This window comes from Enterococcus sp. DIV0358, assembly GCF_051713465.1.
Taxonomy (GTDB): domain Bacteria; phylum Bacillota; class Bacilli; order Lactobacillales; family Enterococcaceae; genus Enterococcus; species Enterococcus faecalis.
Genome location: NZ_JBIOPX010000001.1, coordinates 1,654,537 through 1,672,300, shown reverse-complemented (window position 1 = coordinate 1,672,300; position 17,764 = coordinate 1,654,537). Strand labels below are relative to the sequence as shown.

The 17,764-nt window shown below is 34.5% G+C and carries 15 protein-coding genes; 13 read left to right on the top strand and 2 right to left on the bottom strand.

All coding sequences use genetic code 11. The features are described 5' to 3' along the window. Nucleotides 1-232: 232 nt before the first annotated feature. From IGK70_RS08210 to IGK70_RS08175, 8 genes are all read left to right on the top strand, one after another. Nucleotides 233-1,621, top strand: a complete 1,389-nt coding sequence (locus tag IGK70_RS08210; protein WP_256891523.1) for an MFS transporter — start codon at nt 233-235, stop codon at nt 1,619-1,621. 41 nt (nt 1,622-1,662) lie between these two features. After that, complete coding sequence (locus tag IGK70_RS08205) at nt 1,663-3,723, top strand: LTA synthase family protein (protein WP_220421638.1); 2,061 nt, start codon at nt 1,663-1,665, stop codon at nt 3,721-3,723. Nucleotides 3,724-4,002: 279 nt separating this feature from the next. Continuing rightward, entirely contained in the window at nt 4,003-4,332 is a 330-nt protein-coding gene (locus tag IGK70_RS08200; RefSeq protein ID WP_002398721.1) for an LPXTG cell wall anchor domain-containing protein, read from the top strand. Then, complete coding sequence (locus IGK70_RS08195) at nt 4,329-4,988, top strand: WxL domain-containing protein (protein WP_104855853.1); 660 nt, start codon at nt 4,329-4,331, stop codon at nt 4,986-4,988. Before IGK70_RS08200 ends, IGK70_RS08195 begins: the two co-directional genes overlap by 4 nt. Before the next feature lie 32 nt (nt 4,989-5,020). Next, nucleotides 5,021-5,734, top strand: a complete 714-nt coding sequence (locus tag IGK70_RS08190; RefSeq protein WP_010825313.1) for a WxL domain-containing protein — start codon at nt 5,021-5,023, stop codon at nt 5,732-5,734. Further along, the gene (locus tag IGK70_RS08185) at nt 5,727-6,764 is read left to right on the top strand and encodes a DUF916 and DUF3324 domain-containing protein (RefSeq protein WP_025190747.1); all 1,038 of its coding nucleotides are present in this window, start codon (nt 5,727-5,729) and stop codon (nt 6,762-6,764) included. Before IGK70_RS08190 ends, IGK70_RS08185 begins: the two co-directional genes overlap by 8 nt. 13 nt (nt 6,765-6,777) lie before the next feature. After that, on the top strand, nt 6,778-8,505 hold the full coding sequence (locus IGK70_RS08180) for a hypothetical protein (protein WP_101008465.1): 1,728 nt from the start codon (nt 6,778-6,780) through the stop codon (nt 8,503-8,505). Nucleotides 8,506-8,595: 90 nt separating this feature from the next. Next, nucleotides 8,596-9,840 carry a GHKL domain-containing protein gene (locus IGK70_RS08175; RefSeq protein WP_104874222.1) on the top strand — a complete coding sequence of 415 codons (1,245 nt, stop codon included), beginning with the start codon at nt 8,596-8,598 and terminating at the stop codon, nt 9,838-9,840. A 33-nt stretch (nt 9,841-9,873) separates the two neighbouring features. Here IGK70_RS08175 and IGK70_RS08170 read toward each other — a convergent pair whose 3' ends face one another. Next, nucleotides 9,874-10,611: a LytTR family transcriptional regulator DNA-binding domain-containing protein gene (locus IGK70_RS08170; RefSeq protein ID WP_104855851.1), complete on the bottom strand. Its 738-nt coding sequence runs from the start codon at nt 10,609-10,611 to the stop codon at nt 9,874-9,876. Between the two features lie 125 nt (nt 10,612-10,736). Next, nucleotides 10,737-11,576 (bottom strand): helix-turn-helix domain-containing protein, encoded by an 840-nt coding sequence (locus IGK70_RS08165; protein ID WP_002381794.1) that lies wholly within the window; start codon nt 11,574-11,576, stop codon nt 10,737-10,739. A gap of 202 nt (nt 11,577-11,778) precedes the next feature. Between IGK70_RS08165 and IGK70_RS08160 the strand changes: the two genes are divergently transcribed. From IGK70_RS08160 to IGK70_RS08140, 5 genes are all read left to right on the top strand, one after another. Beyond that, a complete protein-coding gene (locus IGK70_RS08160; protein ID WP_002381796.1) occupies nt 11,779-12,354 on the top strand; it encodes a WxL domain-containing protein in 576 nt (191 codons plus the stop codon). 170 nt (nt 12,355-12,524) lie between these two features. After that, nucleotides 12,525-13,493 (top strand): DUF916 and DUF3324 domain-containing protein, encoded by a 969-nt coding sequence (locus tag IGK70_RS08155; protein ID WP_048942385.1) that lies wholly within the window; start codon nt 12,525-12,527, stop codon nt 13,491-13,493. Next, nucleotides 13,490-15,658 carry an L-type lectin-domain containing protein gene (locus tag IGK70_RS08150; protein WP_220421639.1) on the top strand — a complete coding sequence of 723 codons (2,169 nt, stop codon included), beginning with the start codon at nt 13,490-13,492 and terminating at the stop codon, nt 15,656-15,658. The genes IGK70_RS08155 and IGK70_RS08150 overlap by 4 nt, the downstream gene beginning before the upstream one ends. 366 nt (nt 15,659-16,024) lie before the next feature. Continuing rightward, complete coding sequence (locus IGK70_RS08145; protein WP_010777702.1) at nt 16,025-16,870, top strand: glycosyltransferase family 8 protein; 846 nt, start codon at nt 16,025-16,027, stop codon at nt 16,868-16,870. Beyond that, on the top strand, nt 16,860-17,759 hold the full coding sequence (locus IGK70_RS08140) for a glycosyltransferase family 8 protein (RefSeq protein WP_438775212.1): 900 nt from the start codon (nt 16,860-16,862) through the stop codon (nt 17,757-17,759). The genes IGK70_RS08145 and IGK70_RS08140 overlap by 11 nt, the downstream gene beginning before the upstream one ends. The last annotated feature ends 5 nt before the right edge of the window (nt 17,760-17,764 follow it).

The following is a 17,764-nucleotide window of genomic DNA, read 5'->3' as shown; positions in this document are numbered from 1 at the left end:
TATTTAATAACTTAAGAATCGATAAATCGTATCTATTACGGTTCAATTTAAAGGGGTTCTGGTGTATAGTTTGGCTATCTAAAGATTTACTTTTTTAAGTATAAAATAACTAAATGGCAAGCAATATAAAGAACTGTTGATACGTGAGTACTTGCGATAATCGTGTCGTTAGAAGTTTAAGTGTCATTGTTGCTTTTCCTGTTTTATGTAGTTGCTAGAAAGGACTGTTTTTATGATCGATAGAAAAAAAGTTATTTTGTATACTTGTTGCATGAGTTTGTTTGTAGTGACCATGGATGTTACGGTTGTCAATGTGGCGTTACCATCCATTCAAAGTGATTTTCACACGAATCTGTCTACATTACAGTGGGTAACAGATGGGTACACTTTAATGGTAGCATCCTTATTATTGTTATCTGGGTCTACAGCAGACCGAATTGGCCGTAAACGAGTCCTTCAATTGGGCTTAGCCTGTTTTGGTTTAGCGTCTTTCCTATGTGGGATTTCGCAAACCCCAGGGCAATTGATTGCGTTTCGCATGTTGCAAGGGATTGGTGGTTCTATGTTAAATCCGGTAGCAATGTCTATTATTACACAGGTATTTACCGAAAAGTTAGAACGAGCGAAAGCAATTGGCTTGTGGGGCTCTGTTACAGGGATTTCCTTAGGAATGGGCCCGATTATTGGCGGACTGATTGTTTCTTATTTTAGCTGGAGGTATGTCTTTTTTGTCAATGTACCGATCATTGCTGCGGCAATCATCCTTACACAAAAGTTTGTACCTGAGTCAAAAGTAGAGAAGACGGTGAAAAATGATTTTGTTGGTCAAGCATTGATGATTCTTTTTCTATTTAGTTCTATCTATTCCATTATCGGACTACCTAGAAAAGGGCTTTTCGCGCCAGATATTTTAAGTACTGGGATAATCGGCTGCTTAGCCATTGTTATTTTCTTTATTTATGAATATAACATTGACAATCCGTTAATCAATCCGCGCTTCTTTTTATCTATTCCCTTTACATCGGCTTCTTTTTTAGCTATTTTTGGCTTTATCATATATAACGGTTATTTATTTTTAAACACGCTATATTTGCAAGAAATGAGAGGCTTCAGCCCGTTGGAAGCTGGCTTATCAACCATTCCTTTGGCTTTTGTTAGTTTTCTTGTTGCCCCGAGAGCCGGCGAAATGGTAGGGAGAATAGGGACGAAACGTCCTATTATGCTTTGTGGTATTTCAATGTTGGCTGTTAGCTTTTTACAATTATTTGTAACTAAAACAACGCCTATGATTATTTTATTTGTTATTTATATCTTTTTAGGCATTGGGTTTGGGATGTTAAATTCACCGATTACCATTACAGCGATTGAAGGAATGCCATTTTCTCAGTCAGGAACGGCAGCAGCCATTGCGGTGACATGTAAGCAAATTGGCAATTCTTTAGGGGTGGCGCTACCAAGTCTTTTAATTACAAAGCCTATTACTAGTTCCCTTACTCGAACACCTTTTACAAACGTATGGCTTTTATTTGGATGTTGCGCCATTGCGATTATCTTTTTAAGTTATTTATCCAATTCTCCGCTAGCGAAAAAGTCATTGCGCAGAGTTAGGTTTTATTTTTAACAAATCAAGATTTTTTTGAAGGGAAAGGAAGACAAACTTAGATGAAAAAAATAAATAACCGATTAGGACTCTTTTTATTTTTTGTTTTACTCTTTTGGGCAAAAACGATTCTGGCGTATTACCTAGATTTCTCATTGGGCGTTAAGGGCAGTCTCCAACGAGAAATTTTGTGGTTCAATCCAGTTGCTACTACGCTGTTATTATTTGGCTTTAGTTTGTATTTTAAAAAGCATAAAACATTTATGCTTAGCTTAACTCTTTTAAATGTTTTAAATACATTAATTTTATATTTGAATATTATTTTTTATCGTGAATTCACTGACTTTATTACCATCCAATCTGTTTTTGGCTTTTCAAAAGTTTCAGAAGGGATTTCTGGTGATTTACTTGCCTTAATGAGGGTCCACGATGTCTTTTATTGGCTAGATACTTTAGTGCTGCTCGTTTTGGTATTTTACTCTTTTAAACAGCGACGGAATCATCAAGTCTTTGTGACCAAACCTATCAACAGAAGATTGGCGATCTCAATTAGTTGTTTAAGTGTCTTGCTCTTTTCGGTTAACTTATTTTTAAGCGAAACCGATCGTCCTCAATTGCTTCAAAGAATTTTTGATCGTAATTATATTGTAAAATATCTTGGCTTGGATGCATTCACAGCCATCGATGGTGTCAAAACAGCCATGTCAAATGAGGTAAGAGCAGAAGCTAGTTCAAACGAATTACCTGAAATCATGAAATTTACCAAGCAAAACAATTTACCGCTTAATCCGCAGTATGCCGGGATTGCCAAAGGAAAAAATGTATTTGTGATTCATTTAGAAAGTTTTCAACAATTTTTGATTAATATGAAAGTCCAAGGCCAAGAGGTTACACCGTTTTTAAATCAGCTCTATCAAAACAAAGCGACAATCAGTTTTGATAATTTCTTTCATGAAGTAGGGCAAGGAAAAACGAGTGATGCGGAGAACATGTTGGAAACAGGAACATTCGGGCTACCGCAAGGCTCTCTTTTTACACAATTAGGATCAGACAATACTTTCGAAGCGGCTCCCGCAGTTTTAGGACAAAAAGGCTATACAACCGCTGTTTTCCATGGAAATGTGGGGAGTTTTTGGAATCGAGACCATGTGTATAAAAACTTAGGTTATCAATGCTTTTTTGATCGGTCATATTTTTCAAAAGATGACAAAATGCTAGGTTACGGTATTTTAGATAAACAATTGTTGCGTGAATCAGCTAGTGAGCTTGAACATTTACAGCAGCCATTCTATGCGAAGTTTTTAACTGTGACCAATCATACCCCTTATTATACGGATGACCAAAACTTCCCGTTTCCTAAATTGAACACAGGCAATTCGATTGTGGATGATTATGTTCGAACAGCGCACTATTTGGATCAATCGCTGGAACAATTTTTCCATTACTTGCAAACAACAAGTTTATACAATCATTCTATTTTTGTTATTTATGGTGACCACTTCGGTATTTCAGATGCGAACAACAAGGACTTATGTAAAGCCTTCAACCGCGATCCAAAAGCGTGGACAAACTATGACAATGCGCAATTGCAAAGAGTACCTTTGATGTTTTACATGCCAGGCTATACGCAAGGGAAAATCATGCACGAATATGGTGGGGAAATTGATGTTTTACCGACACTGTACCATCTTTTAGGTGTCGATGATAAAAATTATATCCATTTTGGCACGGACCTTTTATCCCCTCAATATAAACAAGTGGTTCCTTTTAGAAATGGCGATTTTGTAACGCCTCAATTTTCTTATCTAGGTGGGGAAATCTACAACAATCAAGGGAAAAAATTAGACCAAGTTCCAGCAGATTTAAAAGCAGAAGTCACGAAAGATAACGATTGGGTGAAAAAATCGTTAAGTTTATCTGACAAATTAAATCAGGAAAACCTTTTACGTTTTTATAAACCACAAGGATTCCAAGAAGTGCAACCAAAGGACTACAACTATGATGTGACTTTTGAAAAAAACAAAGTCTTAGAAGTAGAAAAACAAAAAAATGCACAATCAACCAGCTTGTTTAGTCAAAATGGCAATCAAACGACAGTCCAAAATTATCCGACTACGCCGTAGATCATTTAAGAAGGATAATTTTGGAAGGGAAAGAGAATCATATATGAAGTGAAGGACAAAAATCATTTTAGATTTTTGTCCTTTATTTTTTTTCTTAGAAAGAGAAAAAATATTAAATTGTATGATATTTTGACACAACTTTATAAGAAAGCGATTCCAAAATCAGGAAATGTTGTTTTGATTTAAGTATACTATGGATGTTCTGAATTGTAATAATTCTAAATTGATCAAAACTTCAGTTTGGGGGTGCTATTCGATTAATGGTAAGGGGGACAACAAATGAAAAAATTTAGTAGACAATTGCTTATAATGCTAATGATGATTGGATGTATTCAAATATCTACTAGTTTTGGACAGGATGCTTTTGCAATTAGCGAAAAAAGTAACGTTGGCATTACCTTTAAAAGCAATATGCCACAACAAAAAACGAATAATTCAGATGTACAAACACAAAACAGCAAAAAGTATCACGAAATGAAATCCCAGAAATTATTTCCAATGACTAATGAACTAAAAAATCATTTTTTTATGCTTAGTGGTTGGTTACTTATTGGCGGATTACTATTATGGATATTTTTCAAAAGAAGAAAGAAGGAAACAGAACAATGAAAAAAATGATTTTAATTACGGCATTATTTAGTTGTGCAACATTAGGTAGTACAGTCGTTCATGCTGAAGATAAAGATGCTACAAGTATAGCAAAAATCGGCATCTCACAAGCAGATCCAGATAATCCTGTTGGACCAATTGATCCTATTGATCCAGATGATAATCCTAATTCCAATGATTCAACAGGAAACACTGGGGTCTTGCGTATCGATTACATTTCTAATATTGATTTTGGTACGCAAACAATTTCTGGTTCTACAGAAACGTATGCCGCACAAAAACCTTCTTTACGTACAGAAGCTCAAGTATCCGATTTACGGGGAACTGGTGCAGGTTGGAATTTACAAGTCAATTATGATAGCGAAAGTGCTGGATTCAAAACACAAAGTGGGCAAGAATTGAAGGGGGCACAATTAACTTTACCTAACGGCACGCCTAAAACGGTGAATGATAATCAATCTGCAACGCCATCTACAGCAGTTGTAACAGTTAACACAGAAGCCCAAAATATCATGACCTCAGCAGTGAATACAGGGTTAGGAACATGGGCAGATCAAATGACTACAACAGATGTTTCTTTGAAAGTTCCTTCTGGAAATTTGGCTGGGGATTACACAGCGACTCTTGAATGGACGTTAACGGATGCACCCGCTTAAAAAAAATTACAAACACATAAAGGAGAATGAATATGAAAAAAAGTATCTTATATTCTTTAGCAGCGACAACATTATTGTCTGCAACACTTTTGACTGGAGTTTTAGCAAATGCAGCCGAGTCAGGTGATGCAACAACGACTACAGCAAAAGTCACTTTTACTGGAGGAAACGATGATCCAGTTAATCCGGTTGATCCAGACGATCCAGATAATCCTGTCAATCCGGTTGACCCAGATGATCCAGATAATCATGGAACAGACGATAATGGTCCTTTATCTATTGATTATGTCTCTAATATTAGTTTTGGGACCCAAGAAATCTCTAGTGATAGTCAAGTATATAGCGCTTTAAATGCTGAACCACATGTCCAAATTACTGATAAACGTGGTGTTGAAGGAGGGTGGACTTTAACCGCAAGTGCTTCTAAATTTAAAGCAGAGGATCAATCTGAATTAAAAGGGGCCGTCTTATCGTTTGAAAATGGAGTTGCTCGAAAAAAATCAGATAATACCAGTGCACAACCTACTGTAAACGAAGATGTAACTTTCAATAATACTGAAGCACAAAATGTCATGTCAGCAGCTAGTCTGGCAGGAGAAGGAACCTGGCTAGATGTGTTTCCTGGTGAAGAAGGACATAATACAGATGTTCAACTAGCCGTTCCCTCAGGAAGTGCTCAGGCAAAAGAATATACAGCGACGATTACTTGGACTTTAACTGCTGGTCCAATTGATGCGCATGAATAAGAGCGGACCTCGTTTCTCCCTCATTAAAAGTTGTTTGTTTATCGGAATAAGTTTTATTATTTTAGGAATGAACAATGTAAAAGTGTATGCTGATTCTTCAGAATCAGCATACAGTGTTAGCGCAAATCTTCCATCTTTTCAAAATAATAAAAAGCTTTCTTATTTTGACTTATTATTAAAACCGAGTCAAAAAGAACAAGTTTCTATTCATGTAAAGAATAATAGTCAAGAGAAGGCGACTTACCTTGTCGATGTTAATAATGCTGTAACGAATAGTAATGGTGTCATTGATTATGGACAAAAAAACGTAAAAAAAGATGTATCAGCTGATTATGTGTTAAATCAATTGGTTTCACCAGAGACACAAGAGGTGACATTACAACCTGGAGAAGCAAAAGATATTCCCTTTCAAATAAAGATGCCAAAACAAGCTTTTACAGGGATAATTCTTGGCGGCATTCATATCACTAAAAAAGATACGCTAAGTAAAAAGGTTAGTGGGACAGCAATAAGAAATAAATATGCCTATGTAATCGGAATGAAATTAGAAACGAATACAAATAAAGTGACGCCAGATTTAAAATTACTAGCTGCGCGGCCCGGTTTAGAAAATTCGTATACGACTATTTTTGCAAATGTCCAAAATCCAACACCAACAATTATCAGTAAAGTAAGTTTTGACGCAACAATTACAAAAAAAGGTTCTAAAAAGGTTCTTTATAAATCGAAAAAAGAAAATATGTCCATTGCGCCTAATACAAATTTTAACTTTCCAATTGGCTTAAATAAAGAAAAGATTACACCAGGTAACTATACCGTCACAATTGATGCTAAAGAAGGGACTACCAATAAAACTTGGCATTTGACGACTGATTTCGAAATACAAGCTAAAAAAGCAGAAAAAATAAATAAAAAAGCTGTTCTAGAAAACAAAGGAGTTCCGTATTTACCGATCATTATCGTGGTAGGTTTATTATTAATAGGGATTATTCTAGTTTTAAGTTATAAATTACTTAAACAAAAGAAGTAGGTGAGCATATTCAATGAACATAATTAATAAAAAATTTTTTGCCACCAATTGTTTAGTTCTAATGTGTGCCATTTTTATTTCTCTGATTTTTTTTTCAGGGAATGTTTTAGCTGCAGACTACCCAGATAATCAAGAAGCAACCATTTTGGGTGGTCATGTGAAAGCTACAATTGCTTATGAAAAAGACCATTCACCGTACTATACCGCTGTTGGGGACACGGTCACAGTCAATACAACTTTGGAAAAACTAGATGATGGCGTCTTACCTGAATCTTTTAATCAATCTTCCATGTTAGTTCTTTTTCCAGATGAAACACAAGGATTGAAATTAGAAGGAGAACCAACGTTTATTTATAAAAGAGGAAGTTTATCTGATACTGGCTCATTCGTTAATACTTCTAAAGAACTTCATCGAGATATATTTTGGGCCTTTAATGCAGAAGCACAAGTGATGTATCATGATACTGTTTCCTATGATGGTCGGATGACAGAACTTCAAGTAACGAATCAATATGATGATGGTCCTTATGATGACACTTATCGAATTTCCAATTTGTTAATAAACAAAGGAGATAAAATTATTCTTTCGTATAAAGCCAAGGTTACAGAGGAAGCGTTAAAAAATAAAGAGTTTTCTCTTCATTCAGGTATTTATGACAGCTCTAAAGGTGATTTTGATTGGGAGGATTTTTTAACTACGAAAATGCCAGCTATTCAAAGTATCAATGTATCTTTTGATGAGGAAAGTAAAAATAAAGTAGTCGACATCACTGATGCAAATTCCTACCATATAACTTTAACCGGTACATGGACTGGAAATATAGCGGATCTAAAACCCACGTTAACTGTTAATGGTCAAACTGTTGCGATACCAACTGGGAGTTTTCAAAAAGAGGGAACATTTTCAATACCCGTTGATTTAACTAATATAGGAATGATTGGCCAAAATAAAACACAGATTGAAATAAAAGATAGTATGGGGCAAACCGCATCCGATAACGGGATACTAACGTTGGTACAAAAAAATACACCTCCTCAACTTCAGTTGGTGGACGCATTATCAAATAAAACTATTCCAATAACGCCGAATCTTTCATCCTTTAAAGTGGAAGGACAATGGAAAGACGCTGAGAGTCAAACGGGGACTCTTTATTACAAATTAAATGGGGTAGAACATCTACTAGAAAATTCTGTAGCGAATGCAAATAAAGGGACTTGGAATGTTTTTTCACAAGAAATGTCATTAGCCGATTTAAAGCTTGGAGCGAATGCTGTTGAAATTTATGTGGTAGATACAGAGGGACTCAAGTCAAATGTTGCAACTTTTACCTTACAATTAATGGAAGGCACTGTACATTTTAAATCTGTTGATTCAGTCCTATCTTTTCAAGATGCTGTTATTAATGGACAAACAGTTCACTCTCTTCCTCAAAAACCAGTCGATATAAAAATTGAAGATACCACGCGTTCACCAGGAAACTGGCAATTAGTAGTCAGCCAAATAAGCACATTTAAAAATGCGCAAAGAGAACTTCCAGCTGTTCTCAGTTATCAAAATAATAGAGATAATTTAGTCATTACGAATAATCAACAAGTTACCTTACCTGTTGTCAAAGAAACTGACACGGAATATGGTCTGATACAAGATGGAAATCATCAATTTGATTTAGCGATTTCATCGAATGCATATATTGGCGATTATCAATCTGAGTTAGAATGGACAATTATTGAAGCGCCCTAGTTAAAAAGAAAGGAAAACATAGATTCTTTGTTTTTCTTTCTTTTTTGGTATGATAATATAGGTTAGCAAGTCAGGAGTGGAAGTAAAATAATGGAATTAATTGTATTTGTGGGTATGGTGTATGTAAATATTTTAATAGGCATCAATCTATTATTTCAGGAGCGAAGTACGTACTTTTTTACTATCTTTTATTTATTATTGGCGGTTTGTAATTTACTTATGATAAAATATACATTCTTTTTTTTATTTCTGCTCTATTTTTCTCAATGTTACTATATCTATATTAAAGTAGAGAACATTTATCTTTCTATCTTACTAAATAATTTTTTAATGAGTTGTGGGGGATTAATTATCTTCTTGTGTATTGATCTTCCACGATATCTAGGATTCAATCATTTATATATTACTGTTTTTCTAGAAATCGCTATGACAGTATTTTTATGTCTGTACTTGAAGCATCTTGATAAAAAATATCATATTTTTGACTATTTTACAGATTATACGAAAAAAATGAAAAGCATTACCTTATTGTCTACTTTAATGATGGCAGGACTTTATTTTCTACATGCACAAGTGAACCTATATTCACTAGATTACGTGTTAACTTCAATTATTATGTTAGGATTCAACCTTTTTAGTAGTGTAGCTTTTATAGTGTTCATTATTAACAGAAAACGTAAGGAATTTGTTACTTCTTACTTAAAAGATTTAAAAGAAACACAAGAATATTACAATAAATTAGATGAATTTCGTCATGATTATTTAAATTTTATTGCAGCCTTAGAATATGGAATTAGTCATCAGACACCAGAAGAGGCGCGAGAACTGGTAACTCATTTTAAAGAGTATTCTTTAGAGAGGATAGAAGATGCTAGACATAATCCAATGAAAAAGATTACAGACCCAGTGATTAAAGGTTTACTTTATGATTTTATCGATAAAGCAGAAAAGAATAATAGATCATACTCTATTCAAGTTTTAAATGTGATTTCAACGGTTGCTGTGGACTATATCGACTTGATCCGTCTACTTTCTATTGCTTTAAATAATGCCATTGAGCATTATTCGGCAACAGATAATGCTCAACCGATTGTTATCTGTTTAAACGAGAAAGATCAGGCTTTTCATTTTTTAGTTAGAAATCCTGCGATAATTGACCATGGTGGCAATTTAACGGTACTTTTAAAACGTGGTCATTCCGAGAAAAAAGCAGGAGGACTAGGGCTTTATAATTTTTCAAGAATTGTTAACCTGTATAACAATATTAATTATGATTTGCGTTATGATAAACAAGAGAAACTGTTTGAATTATCTTTAACTATTTCTTTTAATTAAACAAAAAGCAGGCATATTTTGCCTGTTTTTTGTTTATCCTAGAGCATCAATGTACGTAAGTAATTTCTTTATGCTGGTAGCACTCAATGACAAACACTCTTCGTTTTTAAAAATAACTTCTAATGTATTTTTATTTATTTCTTTAATATTATACGGATTAATGGAAAAGCTTTTTAAATCGTTAAAGTAATGATAAGGAGCAAGTAATTGTTTTAAATTTTTCATTTTATCTTGAATGATAAAATTTTCTGTTGTACCGAAAAATTCTATAGACGAACGAAATCCTTTAATAGTGGAGAGGTAGTTAATTTCATCTGGATGAATCAGATAGACTTTTGAAGAACCTTTAAGTTCAATAAGAGCAGTTGTGTTATTAACTTTTTTTAATCTAGATACCAAGATATTTTCCAAAGCTAAAAATACGTTGCTCATTTCATTTTTAGAGAGATATAAATCAGGTCGAATATGTTGATTGATAATTTCTAAACCTTTAGTTGTATCATTTGATAAAAAGATGATGTAGCAATCAGGATTAATTAGTCGAATCTTTTTTGCAAAATCAATACCAGAATGAAGGGATTGCAAATCAATATCTATTAAGAAGATATCGGAGACTGAAAAATCAAAAGTATCTAGTTTTTTATAAATACTTTCTAATTTATTATTGGGAAATATCTCTACAGGAACAGAACGTAAACTTTCATAGTTGTGGCGTTCTTTTTTAAATCGCTCTTGATGAAAAGGATTGTCTTCAATGTAATAAATTTTCATAAATTTACGCTCTCCTACCTACATATTTCTTACTTAAGTATAACAGAAATAAGTTAGGAAGAGAAAGTGCTACGTATACTTTCTTCCATAAGGCTAATACTGTAAAAGTCACAAAAATGAACCTATTAATAGATAGTTTTAATATACTCAAAGTATTGCTGATATTTGCGAGAAAAATTATCCATCTCTAATAAATGAAAAATTTGAAAGGCCTCATTAACTTTTTTTGTACCCGCAAGTTGTGCTCCTTTGGCATAGCAAAGCAATCCTTCTAAGAATAAAGCCATTGTTTTTCCGTATAAATCTCGAATTTCTAACATTTCTCGAAACTGTTTCAAATAACTTAGCCCTTCGTTGAGATACTTGTTGTTTACACAGAGAAGGATGGTATTGATGAGTATTTTGCTATATGGAGAATTGTAGCCATCAGAAGCAGAATAAAGATTTCTTTTTTTGAGCAATCGATTGACAATAATTAACAAGGTTTCGATAGGAATTTCGTCCATAATCGTAATGAACATCGTGACTTCCCTACTAGTCCAATTTTCTAAGTTCATCAAGTTTTGAACAATATGAGCTATATTTTCGGCGACGACATTGCCACCCAAACGATAAATAAACAGGTTAATTAATTGAATCGTAATTTCTTCTTCGTGTGGCAGTTTTCCAGTTAAAATCGCTGTTTTATAGTCCTCGAGACTTTTCATATTTCCTGCATGATAAAGTTCGGTAATCTCAAACCAAGTCTGATCTTTTAAAGCTTTCTGATAGTCATTGTGAATATACATAAATTCTTCTAATCGAACATTCAAATTTTTTATGATCTCCATAAATATATCGATGGTAGGGGTACTAATGTTTCGTTCAATTCGGCTGTAATAGCTCAGTGTCACAACTCCTTGGCAAACATCTTTTTGAGTTAACCCTTTGTCTTTTCGAATTTTTCTGATTGTTTGACCATACACGCCAGTTTTCCTCCTTGGTCTCTGAAAGTTTCTTTCTGTTTCCCTATTATACCATCATAGAAAGGTCTTTCTCTAATGAAAATGACTTATAGTACATCTTTTTTTAAAAGGAAAAACATCTTGTGTTATGCTCCAATTCAGGCTAATTATCTTTTAGATGGTTAAGGTCATTTTTTGAAAATTTTAAAAAGGATGGGATAGGATGAAAAAAAGTATTTTATCAACAATAGCAGTACTGGGAGTGACTTTGGGAGATGGAGCAATCAATTCGTATGCCGCTGAAGCGAACCCAACAGCTGAATTGACAAGTGAAGCATCTTTGACAATTCAACCAGGAATCTTAAATTTAGATGCAGTTTCTAACTTTAATTTTGGAGAGCTAACGATTCAAGATGTTGCGGAATCTGATCAAACATTGACTGGAACACCAGAGATAACGAAAGTATCTGATTATCGAGGGCCAAACGAATCCGGCTGGATGTTGTCGTTAAAACTATCAGATATTAAAAATGAAAATAACGTAAAATTACAATCTGCGAAATTGAATTTAGCAACCACACGGGCAAAAGGTGATGCGACAGTTACTGCTACGACAACAATTGACGCTGGCACGACTGAGCCGACACTTGTCGCTAGTGCAAACGGAACAACTGGATTGGCAGCGAATGAATTTGATTTATCAAACACGACGTTAACTTTTCCAAAACAAAATATTAATAGTGGTCGCTACAGTGGAACGGTTACTTGGGTGTTAACAAACGCTTATACTCCTGAATGAAGCAACCTAGACAAAAAAATTAATAATTTGTCTGTAAGTTAAATGGCTCAACAACAGAGTTGAAATTTTGGCTGTTAGGAGGAGAGAGCATGACGGTTAAAAGTAACACTACTTTTTTGTTATTTTTTTTCACATTATGTAGCATATTTTTTAGCATAAATAGTAAAGTAATGTCTGTAGAGGCGGAAACGACCGCTTTTACTGTGACACCCGAGTATCCTGAAAATCAAGTATCAGAAGCTACATATTTTGATTTATATCTTCAGGAAAATAAACAAACGTTGACTCTTCTAGTTACAAATACATCTGAACAAACATTGCAAGTAAAAGCGAGTGCTTTAAACAGTTATACAACATCTACGGGTATAATTGCTTATCAAAGCCGTGAAACTGCAGAAATGTATCAGGGGCAGTCATTTACTCAATTTGTTGAACCAAAACAACAAATAATAAGTCTGAAGCCTTCTGAAAGTAAAAAAGTTTCGTTTCAGTTAGACAGTCAACGACAAAAAATTACTGGTGAAGTGCTAGGTGCTTTTGCTTTTGAAACAATTACTTCCCCAAACCAAGAAAAAGCAATGCATTCAATGATTCAGGCAAAATATCTAACCCAAATCGGTGTCAGGTTACGCACCGATTTGGGTTCACTGCCTGAGCCTAATTTACTTTTTGACAAAACTGAGCCAGTCATAAAAAATGATACTGTAGTTATCAAAAGTACCTTGATAAACAACCAGCCTACCGCATTTGGTAAGGTAAACGTTGAGACAACTGTCTATGATAAAACAAATAAAAAAATAATTGGTACGAAAAAAGCAGACAACTATCAAATTGCTCCTAACTCCTTGATTCCAATTTTAACAGAGTTAAAGGAAGAAACCTTAAAATCTGGAACATATAATGTTCATATCGCAATTCATTCCTCAAAAGGCAACTGGGTGTTCGATGACTCGTTTACTGTTTCTGCTGCTCAAGCGAAAGTAATTAATCAAAAAACAGTCTTTTTCACCAAACAGAAAGATGAATCTATTATATTTTCAATTTTAGTTGGAATGCTGATTGTGTTTTTACTAGCAATTCTGGGCTTACTTTGGAAATATTACCAATTAAAAAATAAAAAGAGGGTGAATCAAGAATGAAGCCCAGCAAATTAGGCGGCTTGTTTTTTTTACTTTCCTATTTACTACTTTTCTTTGGTGGCCTATTTTTCTTTCCCGGTGAAGGGTTAGCAGCAATCATTGAACCAGCGTTTGAGACATTGCCAATTGATCAAACGATGATTTCGACGGTAGGAAAAGCGGGAAGTCCAAGTGGATCTGAAAATCACCGCTATGTTCAGATTAATGATACAACACCGAGTTCTAGTGGGGCAGTTTGGTTTAATAACCCAGTGAGTTTTACAAATGATTTTAAAATTGAGATGGCTTTTTATATTGAAAATGTAACAAATGATAGTGATGGATTAACATTTGTTATGCAAAGTAATGGTCCGACAGCAATAGCCGAAGAAGCTGGTCCAACGATTGGAGTATGGGCAAACACAGGAGATTCTACACCATTAAGTAAGGGGGCAATTCCTAACAGTTTGGCGATTGAATTTGATACCTTCTATAACAATAATAGTAATCTTATTGCAAACGATGGCATGATGGATCGTGATACAAGTTCCAAAGGTCATCATATTGCCTGGGCTTATCCGGGGGCAGAAACTTCCTATACAAAAGATGGTATTTTTAAGATTGACAAAGTCCTTCATCACCGAAATGAAAAAGGAGTGACAGATTTATCTGATAGTAAGTGGCATAAATTTATCGTGGAATTTAAACGAGAAGCGGGAACATTTACCTATTCTGTTCCTGATTATGCCTTAAATATTACGATTCCTGTGGATACGGAGTTTAAAAATAACTTAGGCTTAAATGAAAATAAACGTGTTTATTTTGGATTTACTGGAGCAAACGGGGGCTATGCACAAGCAAAAGCTATTTCATTTACAAATGTGGAAGGGCTGGTAGATTTGCAATTACGTACGGGTGTTGCACAATCAGCGGATAACCAATTGCTAGCAGACACTGGGATTCCTCAAAACGAAGTTCATTCTGTTGACAGAAGTCAAGAAATCACGTATATGACAGCGATTGATTATTTACAAACAAGTGATTTACTTCGTTTACAAGCCGGGACGAGGATCCAAATGACACTCCGTGATAACTTTGAAGTGCTAGAGAATAAGGTTTACTTCGGGAGTGCTCAAGAAATTGGGACAGGCGCTCAACCAACGGGTGGACAAGCACTCCCTTTTACAAGAGAAAAAGACAAAATAGTCATTACATTGCCGGCACTTGAAAGAGGTACGTTGTATGGTCTTTATTTCAAAGTGAAAAACAAGCTGGTTCAAATAAATAGCCTGCTGGATTTAACTGTTCCTGTTTCTAGTACTTTTTCCGGGAATGCTTTTTCTAAACCAGTGACTACCGGGGATCCAGCTGCCCATTATTACAAGCTAACAGGGAAATGGATGCCGACAATTACAACTGGTCATTCTTCTGCAACGGAGGCAGCTCAGTCTCCTCAAATTGTAAGACAAAAACGTAAGGCCTACCTTCCTGTTCAAATTGAAGATGAAAATTCTACGTCCACTAAACTGTTTATGAGTCCTATTGTTTCAGAAGAAGAATTAGCTACGACTACTTTTATTGAAAAAGCACATCTTTCGAGAGAAAATTTAACGGAGAATTTTGAAACAACTATTGAATACGAAACTTCACAGCTTCAACCTGAAAAAATGTATTACGTAGGTATGTATACAGTAGATGCTGAAGGAAATCAATCAGAAACCAAAATTCAAGCCATTGATTTTAAAGGAATTATAGAATTAACTACAGTTCCTACTGCTTTTGTTGGAAACACTTTGACAATCAACGAATTAGTTCAAACGAAGCGTGAAGATGGTTATTTCTATATGAAAATAGAAAATTTACCAGAGAATGATTCGTTGACAATTACAAATACAAGTAGTTACTCTTGGGAATTAAGCGGACAACTAGCAACTATCGTTGAACAACTAGAAAGCTGGGGACAAGAGGTCTCTCTTTGTTTTTTTGAAAAGAATACTCAAACATTGCTTTTTCAATTAACCAAAGATGAACAGTTAATTCTAAAGCAAGAAGTAGAGGGTAAGGATGTAACTAAAAGTCTCAATGATTATGATCTCTATTTTCGTTTTAAAGCTGATCCTTTAAAGGTTGTACCAGGACGATACTCAGGAAATGTTAGATGGCGGTTATCAGAAGTTAAGCCTTGAAAATGAGAATATTTTTAAAGATTATTAAACAAAAAACTGACTACTTAACTGAGTAGTCAGTTTTTTATTGGTAATATTTTTTTTAATATTAAAACAAATAAGAAAATCTAGAAGCAATACTTTTATCCGAAGTAAAAAAATAGTAGTGGCAGTATTAAGTAGGTTTTGTTTTGCTTAATATATCCCTAAATTAGAGGTCTATTATTTATTTTTGTTTCCTCATAAATATTTTTTAATAGCAATAAAATATATTTTTTTTATAATTTAATTATGTTTATTAAAGCGTATGATTTGCATAAATATTTTTTCGGTCCTATTCTGGTTATGAACTTAGCTATAAAAAGATGAAAGAGGAGAGTGGTTTTGATGAGAAAAACTCAGAAGATTGTGCCAATTGTGACAGCTTCAAACGAAAATTATGCTCCTTATTTGAATGTAATGATGACAACTGTTTTAGAAAATTGTCATGGGGAGAGACCTGTTCATTTTTATGTGATTGATGATGGGCTGTCGCTATCTAGCAAAAAAGCACTCCGAGAAACGGTTAGTAGTAATTCACAAAGTGCGACTGTTGAATTTCTAACAGCAGACAAAGAAGTCTATCAAAATTTTTTAGTGAGTGACCATATTACAACGACCGCTTACTTACGCATTTCTTTACCGTCACTTTTACAAAAATATAGCTATAAAAAGGTTCTTTATTTAGATGCAGATACGCTTGTTTTAGATGATATTGCCCAATTGTATGATACGCCATTAGTGAACCAAACGATTGGCGCAGTTATTGATCCTGGTCAAGCATATGCCTTGAAACGTTTGGGCATCCATTCATCCGATTATTATTTTAATTCAGGAGTCATGATGATTGATATTGACCGATGGAACGAGAAAGCAATCACCCAAAAAACAATTCAGTATCTAGAAGAAAATGGGGACCGCATAGTTTATCATGATCAAGATGCTTTAAACGCCGTTCTTTATGAAGATTGGCTAGCTTTAGAACCAAGATGGAATATGCAGACGTCTTTAGTTTTTAATCGTCATGAAGCGCCTAATGAGGCTTACCAAAAATTATATGCAGCGGGAAATCAAGAGCCAGCGATTATTCATTTTACTGGTCACGATAAACCCTGGAATACGTTAGAAAATCATCCTTATACAGCTCTTTATCTAAACAAGTTAAAGAAAGTAGGTGCAAGAAATGGAAAATAGAAAAGAACTAGCAATCGTCTCCTGTTGCAATACCAACTTTGTACCGCATCTTGCTGCTATGTTTGTTTCAATTTTAGAAAATAGTCCTTCAGCGGCAGCTGTTCATTTTTATGTGATTGATGACAATATCAATTTTGAAAGCAAGCAACTATTGTACTTTACGATTAAACATACCCAACTCAATGCAGAGTTAACATTTTTAAAAATTAACCCACATTTTTTCAAAAATGTTGTAACCAGTGAGCGAATACCCAAAACAGCCTACTATAGGATTGCTATTCCAGAGTTATTTAGAGGAAGCCAGATCGACCGACTTTTATATATGGATTGTGACATGAATGCATTAGATGATGTCGCAAAATTATGGACAGTAGATTTAGGTGAAAATATCATCGCTGCTGTTGAAGATGCAGGATTCCATCAACGTTTGGAAAAAATGGCGATTCCTGCAGAATCTATGTGTTATTTTAACTCAGGCTTGTTGCTAATCGATGTAAAAAAATGGTTGGATTTAGATGTAACCACTAAAGTTTTAAGATTTATTGAACAAAATCCCGATAAATTACGTTTCCATGATCAAGATGCATTGAATGCGGTTTTACACGACCGTTGGACCTTGTTACATCCTAAGTGGAATGCCCAAGGTTATATTCTGTCAAAAGCGAAAAAACATCCGACTATTTATGGAGAAAGACAATATGAAGAAACGAGAAGAGCACCATCCATTATCCACTTTACTGGCCATGTCAAACCTTGGACGAAAGAATTTCAGTGGTATACCAAGCGTTATTATGATCAATATGCGAACAGGACTGCCTTTCGTTGTGCAAAAACATTTAGTAAATATCTTTCTTATGCCAAAAATAGTAAAGCTGTTGAACACGTTTGATAACC